The organism is Klebsiella sp. Ech2A (assembly GCF_030078455.1).
GTDB classification, from domain to species: Bacteria; Pseudomonadota; Gammaproteobacteria; order Enterobacterales; family Enterobacteriaceae; genus Klebsiella; species Klebsiella terrigena.
Window position 1 is genome coordinate 23542 of record NZ_JAQGFU010000039.1, and the last position, 8071, is coordinate 31612.

At 50.2% G+C, this 8071-nt stretch carries 7 protein-coding genes; 4 read left to right on the forward strand and 3 right to left on the reverse strand.

From position 1 onward, the window contains the following. The first annotated feature begins 29 nt into the window (after positions 1 to 29). The 3 genes from PFH44_RS10360 to PFH44_RS10370 all read left to right on the forward strand — a co-directional run bounded on the left by PFH44_RS10360 (position 30) and on the right by PFH44_RS10370 (position 2126). On the forward strand, positions 30 to 1064 hold the full coding sequence (locus tag PFH44_RS10360; protein ID WP_283824965.1) for a transcriptional regulator: 1035 nt from the start codon (positions 30 to 32) through the stop codon (positions 1062 to 1064). A gap of 402 nt (positions 1065 to 1466) precedes the next feature. Further along, entirely contained in the window at positions 1467 to 1712 is a 246-nt protein-coding gene (locus PFH44_RS10365) for a hypothetical protein (protein WP_283824969.1), read from the forward strand. 180 nt (positions 1713 to 1892) lie between these two features. After that, positions 1893 to 2126, forward strand: a complete 234-nt coding sequence (locus PFH44_RS10370; RefSeq protein WP_153070211.1) for an EexN family lipoprotein — start codon at positions 1893 to 1895, stop codon at positions 2124 to 2126. Positions 2127 to 2364: 238 nt separating this feature from the next. Here PFH44_RS10370 and PFH44_RS10375 read toward each other — a convergent pair whose 3' ends face one another. The 3 genes from PFH44_RS10375 to guaB form a co-directional block, all read right to left on the reverse strand. Further along, the gene (locus PFH44_RS10375; protein WP_283824966.1) at positions 2365 to 3555 is read right to left on the reverse strand and encodes a tyrosine-type recombinase/integrase; all 1191 of its coding nucleotides are present in this window, start codon (positions 3553 to 3555) and stop codon (positions 2365 to 2367) included. 306 nt (positions 3556 to 3861) lie between these two features. Then, positions 3862 to 5439 (reverse strand): glutamine-hydrolyzing GMP synthase, encoded by a 1578-nt coding sequence (gene guaA, locus PFH44_RS10380; RefSeq protein WP_283824967.1) that lies wholly within the window; start codon positions 5437 to 5439, stop codon positions 3862 to 3864. A 65-nt stretch (positions 5440 to 5504) separates the two neighbouring features. After that, a complete protein-coding gene (gene guaB, locus PFH44_RS10385; protein WP_041146702.1) occupies positions 5505 to 6971 on the reverse strand; it encodes an IMP dehydrogenase in 1467 nt (488 codons plus the stop codon). A 158-nt stretch (positions 6972 to 7129) separates the two neighbouring features. On the opposite strand from guaB, the gene xseA reads away from it, so the two are divergent. Next, positions 7130 to 8071: exodeoxyribonuclease VII large subunit (gene xseA, locus PFH44_RS10390; protein ID WP_283824968.1), on the forward strand; the 942-nt coding region annotated here is incomplete at its 3' end.

Sequence of the window (8071 nt, forward strand, 5' to 3'; positions counted from 1 at the left end):
GCGGGATCAATTGGACTAATAGGTTGGATATGAAAATATTTGAAACGGAAGAAAATGCGCAAAAAAGACTAGGGCTGTATTACATCCCTGTTTGGGAACATACTGATGAAACGGTAGTGCATGCCATCCGCATCTTTAGGGAAAAATGGCATTCATATTCTGATAAATCTAAACGGTACAACATCATAAAATTGATCAAAGAGTTGATAGATCCATCTGTATCGGAATATTTAAGTCGACTTCCAAATCATTATTTATCTTTTTGCCCTGCCTCAATAAAAAATTGTAACTATAGCGATCTTGTTAAACTCAGAGGCTTTTCTTATACGGCCGATCAAATTCACTTTCATCTGAGAAATTTTGTTAACCATAGTTCTCATACAGAGCAAGACATGTTTTTCATATCCACTCAGGACATGCTCAAATCATTTTTTATGTATTGTGAAGGAAACAGCCCAAAAAATTCAAAGCTAGCCCGCGATCTATATGTAAATATGGAAAGAAAAACGCGAATTTGTGCCTTATGTGGAAACCCGACTGAATTTTCATCATTTATTAGATCATGGAAAGAGAATGGAGTTATTGAAGGTGAAGAAAACGAAGATAATGAGAAATTTGGAAAAAAAAAGAGACCAGACTTCAGTCAAACATACTGTCTAAATCACCGACCGAAACTGCACGATGGTTCCTGGAACGCGACCTATAAACAGGCAAAACGTTCTACAAAGCAATTTGAGCAAGAAGTCTTGAGGCTACGGAGACAAATTGCCCATCCAGATCGCTACAATGCAAAATCTGGAGATAATTTAGTTGATGAGTACTTTTATCATTACCTCTTTGATTCTTCACTGGATCCAACTAATGTGCCTGAACTGCGCAACTTAGCACGCAGAATGGTAAATTCGCGACTGACTGACAACAAAAAGCGAATACTGGTTCTTCATAAGCAAGGGCTTTCCAATCGCGAAATTGGTATAAAATTAGGGGGCTTAACAGGTAGTGTACTAACAAATCAAGCTATTTCTAAAGCCTTAGGAACGATTCGTGATGAGTTCATCTTATAAAATTCCATTTCTGGCAAAATTTTAGCGGCTAAAATCTTCCACGATTAAACGGTATTAGATGATGGCTCATGGTGTTATGATTTATCATTTGCAACGCAGCTGTAAACGATTATACAAAATGGACCACTGTGATGTTGCCTCACCAGTAAATCACAAAAGTCAGTCTGTAATGATATAGAATGAATTAATTTTATGGTTATGCAATGGCTAATCACCTTACTTGTCTCTGACCGTAAGAAGCATTCATTTTCCTGTAAGCAAGTCTAAGCCAAGGGGCGTTTACAGTTGTCTTCTCTTTGCTCATTAGGACCCTCTAAAACATCCGTAGGATGTAGTGGTTCTACGATGGTATACTGACAGCTTATTGCCAAGTTAAGAATTACAGAGGACATAATCATGAATCTGGATTTATCTCATCTGGCCGAAATGACCGCTGCTGATGAAGCAAGGTTCTTTACAAGTTTTGATCGACAACTTGAATATGATTCAGGTGAAGAGGCCCGCTCCAATCTTCTTAGTGGAGTACCCATTTATTACGCTGAACGAAATACACCAGAAGGATGTGTTATTAAGGAATATCCCGATGGCCGTAAGGAGCTGGTCAGTTTTATGTCAGGTACTGAAAAAATAGTCAAGGCTAAAGCCTAATGCGCCTTCTGTTATGGGTTATTGCCGGACCTAATGGAACTACCAACAGGAAAAAACATTCTGCTTGACCTGTAGCAGAACAAAGCTTTATACATTAAAGAATATAGTTCCATGCTACGAAAAATGTAATCAACAAGGCAAAGTATATTAATTTTTTATGTATAAGGATATACCACTAAAATGAAACGAAAACTGATTGTAACTTCAGGACTGCTCACCGCATTGCTTCTGGTTGGATGTGATGAAGAAACCCATAGCATTGAATGGTACAAGCAACACGATACTGAACGCCAAGCCATGTATGACAAATGTGTAAAGGAAACAACCCCACGGGGTACCGAGAACTGCCGTAATGCTATAGATGCAGTTGTTCATGGCGGTAATATAACTACAAGTAAACCGAAAAGTTGGTAGCTCTGCCATGCTAAATTATTACCTTAAATTTCAGGTAATTAATTTAAAGGTTAATATACGCTTCTAGCGTCAGACTATCAGTCTTTGAAAAATAGCAAAGGTGAAAACGTCGGCACAAGCAGGTGCTTTCACCGTCTAGATATCCCCAGGCTCAAGAATGCTAAATAATCCGCAAATTTTAGCGGCTAAAATTTTCCTTCTATCGCCAGAAAAAGATTGATTACAATTTAATTTATTATCAATTACTTACCCATTCATCAATCATATTCGCCCAATCTTGTAGCATCTCAGCCCTCTGCTCACGATATTCAGCCTTGTTATAAACAGCTCGTACCCCCTTTTGTTCATGGGCAAGGCACTTCTCAATCCAGTCAGTATTATACCCGGCCTCATGTAGCAAGGTGCTGGCAGTACGCCGTAAGTCATGGGGACCAAACTTAGGCAACAACTCCCCTTCTTTCTGTGCCTGACGATACGTCAGTGTCAAAACCCGGTTTAAAGTAGCGCTACTCATAGGTGCATCGGAATCGTAGCGCGAAGGAAGGATAAAATCAGAGCTACCGGCAAAGGTTTTAAGAGCAATCAAAATATCCATTGCCTGTTGGGGAAGAAAAACCAAATGTGGATTACGTCGTTTCATCCTCTCCTTTGGTATCGTCCATAATGCTTCACTAAAATTGATCTCGTTCCAGGTCGCGTTAGTAAGCTCGCTTTTACGTACCATCGTTAACAGCAAAAGTTTAACCGCTGCTCTGATTGATGGCGTCGTTCCTACCCGTTCCATATACCGATACATCAGACCGATTTCAACTGGCGTCAATGCCCTGTCACGAGGCTCAAATGCCGCTATGCTTGCAGGCCGTACCAGATCAGCTGGATTCTCCACCTTCTGACCGCGCTCAATAGCCCAGCGATAGACTTGCAATACAATCTCTCTGGCGTGTACAGCTGTCGCCGGTGCCCCTCTCTCGACAATGTTATCGGTTAATGCACGTAAGTCTTCATGTGTAATCTCACTAAGTTTCTGCTGGGCAAATTTTGACTTCAACTCCCTTTGATATACCGAACGCCGCATATCACGCGTCGATTCAGCCATTTGATAACCGCGTAACCATTTCTCAGCCCACGCACCAAAAGTCTCCGCATCTTTGATACGCGCTTTATCTCTGGCTTTTTCCCTCGCAGGCGATCTTCCACTGGCAACCATTTTTTTGGCTTCATTGAGCCGTTCACGCGCTTCTGCAAGCGTGATCCCTCCAACACCATAGCGGCCAAAAGTAACGGTCTCCTGTCTTCCGTTTATTGAATAGTTATAACGAAATGAAATAGTTCCAGCCGGAGTGACCGCAACATACAGACCATCACGGTCATTAACTTTATAGAGTTTCTCCTTCGGCTTAAGGTGACGCAGCCTGGTGTCAGTCAACATGGTTTATTGTTTTCCTTTATCAAAAAATACCATGTTGTAAAAAATTCAGAAAAGTAATTTAACTCTCTGTTTTTAATTGAGTTATAAAAAAAAATACCATAACTCAACCGAAATTTATCACATGGTACTTTTTCAAACCTGAATTCGAAATCAGAGAGTACCATCAAAAATTCCATTGAAAAAACCGTGCTTCCCGTTGCTAAAAGCTGCCAGAAAGTGCCAGACACAAAGACAAAAAAGCCCGCAGTTACGCGGACTTAGAGGTGCTTTACTGCTTTTACGTGCAGGCTGTTGCCAGACGCGAAATCATTCCCACTCGATCGTCGCCGGCGGCTTACCGCTGATGTCATAGACTACGCGGGAAATACCGTTCACTTCGTTGATGATGCGGTTGGAGACGCGGCCGAGGAAGTCGTACGGCAGGTGCGCCCAGTGAGCGGTCATAAAGTCGATGGTTTCGACCGCACGCAGGGAAACAACCCAGTCGTATTTACGGCCATCGCCCATCACGCCGACGGAACGAACCGGCAGGAACACGGTGAACGCCTGGCTAACCTTGTTATACAGGTCGGCTTTGTGCAGCTCTTCGATGAAGATAGCGTCCGCGCGACGCAGCAGGTCGCAGTACTCTTTCTTCACTTCGCCCAGCACGCGAACGCCGAGGCCCGGACCCGGGAACGGGTGACGATACAGCATGTCGTACGGCAGGCCCAGCTCGAGGCCGATTTTACGCACTTCGTCTTTGAACAGCTCTTTCAGCGGTTCAACGAGGCCCATCTTCATCTCTTTCGGCAGGCCGCCCACGTTGTGGTGAGATTTGATAACGTGCGCTTTGCCGGTCGCGGAGGCCGCAGACTCGATCACGTCAGGGTAGATAGTCCCCTGCGCCAGCCACTTCACGTCTTCCAGCTTCAGCGCTTCTTCATCGAATAGCTCAACGAACACGCGGCCGATAATTTTACGTTTCGCTTCCGGATCGTTCTCACCGGCCAGCTCGCCAAGGAAACGATCTTCCGCGGCAACGTGGATGATGTTCAGGCCGAAGCGGTCGCCAAACATGTCCATCACCTGCTCGGCTTCGTTCAGGCGCAGCAGGCCGTTATCAACGAACACGCAGGTCAGGTTTTTGCCAATCGCCCGATGCAGCAGCATAGCGGTGACGGAAGAGTCGACGCCGCCGGACAGGCCGAGGATCACCTTATCGTCGCCAACCTGCTGACGGATGCGCTCAATGGCATCATCAATAATCTTCGCAGGCGTCCACAGCGCTTCACACTGGCAGATTTCGCGCACGAAGCGGTCCAGCATACGCAGGCCCTGGCGGGTGTGGGTCACTTCCGGGTGGAACTGCACGCCGTAGAAGCGTTTTTTTTCGTTAGCCATAATGGCGAACGGACAGGTCTCGGTGCTGGCAACGGTTACGAAGTCTGACGGGATGGCGGTGACTTTATCGCCATGGCTCATCCAGACGTCGAGCAGCGGCTTGCCGTCGGCGCTGAGCGAATCTTCAATGCCATGGATCAGCGCGCTGTCGGTTTGTACTTCAACCTGCGCGTAGCCGAACTCACGCTCGCTGGAAGCCTCAACGTGGCCGCCCAGCTGCATTGCCATGGTCTGCATGCCGTAGCACACGCCAAAGACCGGCACGCCCGCTTCAAAAACGTATTCCGGCGCGCGCGGGCTGTTATCTTCAGTGGTGCTTTCCGGGCCGCCGGAAAGAATGATGCCGCTTGGGTTGAATTCACGGATCTGAGCTTCAGTCACGTCCCAGGCCCACAGTTCGCAGTAAACGCCTAATTCACGTACGCGACGCGCAACCAGCTGGGTGTACTGAGAACCGAAGTCGAGGATAAGAATGCGATGTTTATGAATGTTGTCCGTCATTGACGTTTATTCCAGAGCAGTAGCAATTAAATAAAATCGCCCGGCACATGGCCGGGCGATGAAAATCAGGAGCCCATGCGGTAGTTCGGGGATTCCTTGGTGATCGTCACGTCGTGAACGTGGCTTTCCTGGATGCCAGCACCGCTGATACGCACGAATTCCGCTTTGGTACGCAGGGTGTCGATGGTACCACAGCCGGTCAGACCCATACAGGAACGCAGGCCGCCCATCTGCTGGTGAATGATCTCTTTCAGGCGGCCTTTGTAGGCTACGCGGCCTTCGATACCTTCCGGTACCAGTTTGTCAGCCGCGTTATCGCTCTGGAAGTAGCGGTCGGAGGAGCCTTTGGACATCGCGCCCAGGGAGCCCATACCGCGGTAGGATTTGTATGAACGGCCCTGGTAAAGCTCAATTTCGCCCGGGGACTCTTCGGTACCCGCCAGCATCGAGCCAACCATCACCGCCGCTGCGCCCGCGGCAATCGCCTTCGCGATATCGCCGGAGAAGCGGATGCCGCCGTCGGCGATAACCGGGATCCCGGTGCCTTCCAGCGCTTCGACGGCGTCAGAAACGGCGGTAATCTGCGGAACGCCTACCCCGGTAACGATACGCGTGGTGCAGATAGAGCCAGGACCAATCCCGACCTTCACCGCGCTCACGCCGGCTTCAGCCAGTGCGCGTGCGCCGGCACCGGTCGCCACGTTGCCGCCGATGATTTGCAGGTTCGGATATTTTGCCCGCGTTTCGCGAATGCGCTGCAGAACGCCTTCAGAGTGGCCGTGGGAGGAGTCGATCAGCAGAACGTCAACGCCTGCGGCAACCAGCGCATCAACGCGATCTTCGTTACCGGCACCGGCGCCAACCGCCGCGCCTACGCGCAGACGACCGTGCTCATCTTTACAGGCGTTCGGTTTACGTTCTGCTTTCTGGAAATCTTTAACGGTAATCATGCCGATCAGGTGGAAGCTCTCGTCCACTACCAGCGCTTTCTCAACGCGCTTCTCGTGCATTTTAGCAAACACGACTTCGCGGGTTTCGCCTTCACGCACGGTCACCAGACGCTCTTTCGGGGTCATATAAACGCTAACGGCCTGGTTCATGTCGGTAACGAAGCGCACGTCGCGGCCGGTGATGATCCCGACCAGCTCGTTATCTTCGGTAACCACTGGATAGCCGGCGAAACCGTTGCGCGCGGTCAGCTCTTTCACTTCGCGAAGGGTGGTGGTTGGCAGTACGGTCTGCGGGTCAGACACCACGCCGGACTCATGTTTCTTCACGCGGCGAACTTCTTCCGCCTGGCGCTCGATGGACATGTTTTTATGAATAAAGCCGATGCCGCCTTCCTGGGCGAGGGCAATTGCCAGACGCGCTTCCGTCACGGTATCCATAGCCGCAGAGAGCATAGGAATATTCAGACGAATTGTTTTCGTCAGCTGAGTGCTGAGATCGGCGGTATTCGGCAGAACGGTAGAATGAGCGGGAACGAGGAGAACGTCGTCAAACGTCAGAGCTTCTTTAGCGATACGTAGCATGGGCAATATCTCGACCAGGGTGGATAAATATTGCCGTGGCATTATACAGAGCGTAACCGATTGCATCTACCCTTTTTTGCAAATAATACTTGCTATCGCCTCCCGGCAGGTTACTATCGACTGATTAACCTGCTGATTTAAAGTTTGATCTTGCTCACATGTTACCATCTCAATCCCCCGCAATTTTTACGGTCAGCCGCCTAAACCAGACGGTTCGCCTGCTGCTGGAACAGGAAATGGGCCAGGTCTGGATCAGCGGCGAGATCTCTAATTTCAGCCAGCCCTCTTCCGGCCACTGGTACTTCACCTTAAAAGACGATAACGCCCAGGTGCGCTGTGCGATGTTCCGCAACAGCAACCGCCGCGTCACCTTCCGCCCGCAGCACGGACAGCAGGCGCTGGTGCGCGCCAACATCACGCTCTACGAGCCGCGCGGCGACTATCAGATCATCGTCGAAAGCATGCAGCCCGCCGGTGAAGGGCTGCTGCAGCAGAAGTACGAACAGCTAAAAGCGCAGCTGGCGGCAGAAGGCCTGTTCGACCAGCAGCACAAGCAGCCGCTCCCCTCCCCGGCCCACTGCGTGGGGGTCATTACCTCCAAAACCGGCGCCGCGCTGCACGATATTTTGCAGGTCCTCAAACGCCGCGATCCCTCTCTGCCGGTTATCGTTTATCCAACGACGGTGCAGGGTGAGGACGCGCCGGGGCAGATCGTTCGCGCCATCGCGTTAGCCAACCAGCGCCGGGAGTGCGACGTGCTGATCGTCGGCCGCGGCGGCGGTTCGCTGGAAGATCTGTGGAGCTTTAACGATGAGCGGGTGGCGCGGGCAATTTTTGCCAGCCGCATTCCGGTCGTCAGCGCCGTCGGCCATGAAACCGACGTAACGATTGCCGATTTTGTCGCCGACCTGCGGGCGCCTACGCCCTCCGCGGCGGCCGAGATCGTCAGCCGTAACCAGCGGGAGCTGCTGCGCCAGCTCCAGTCCGGGCAGCAGCGTCTGGAAATGGCGATGGACTACTTCCTCGCTAACCGCCATCGCCGGTTTACCCAGCTTTTCCACCGCCTGCAGCAGCAGCATCCGCAGCTGCGCCTGGTCCGT

Bases quoted from the DNA above. Each gene is read 5' to 3' on its own strand.
- PFH44_RS10360 (WP_283824965.1), top strand. From the start codon at position 30: ATGAAAATATTTGAAACGGAAGAAAATGCGCAAAAAAGACTAGGGCTG.
- PFH44_RS10370 (WP_153070211.1), top strand. From the start codon at position 1,893: ATGAAACGAAAACTGATTGTAACTTCAGGACTGCTCACCGCATTGCTT.
- PFH44_RS10375 (WP_283824966.1), bottom strand. From the start codon at position 3,555: ATGTTGACTGACACCAGGCTGCGTCACCTTAAGCCGAAGGAGAAACTC.
- guaA (WP_283824967.1), bottom strand. From the start codon at position 5,439: ATGACGGACAACATTCATAAACATCGCATTCTTATCCTCGACTTCGGT.
- guaB (WP_041146702.1), bottom strand. From the start codon at position 6,971: ATGCTACGTATCGCTAAAGAAGCTCTGACGTTTGACGACGTTCTCCTC.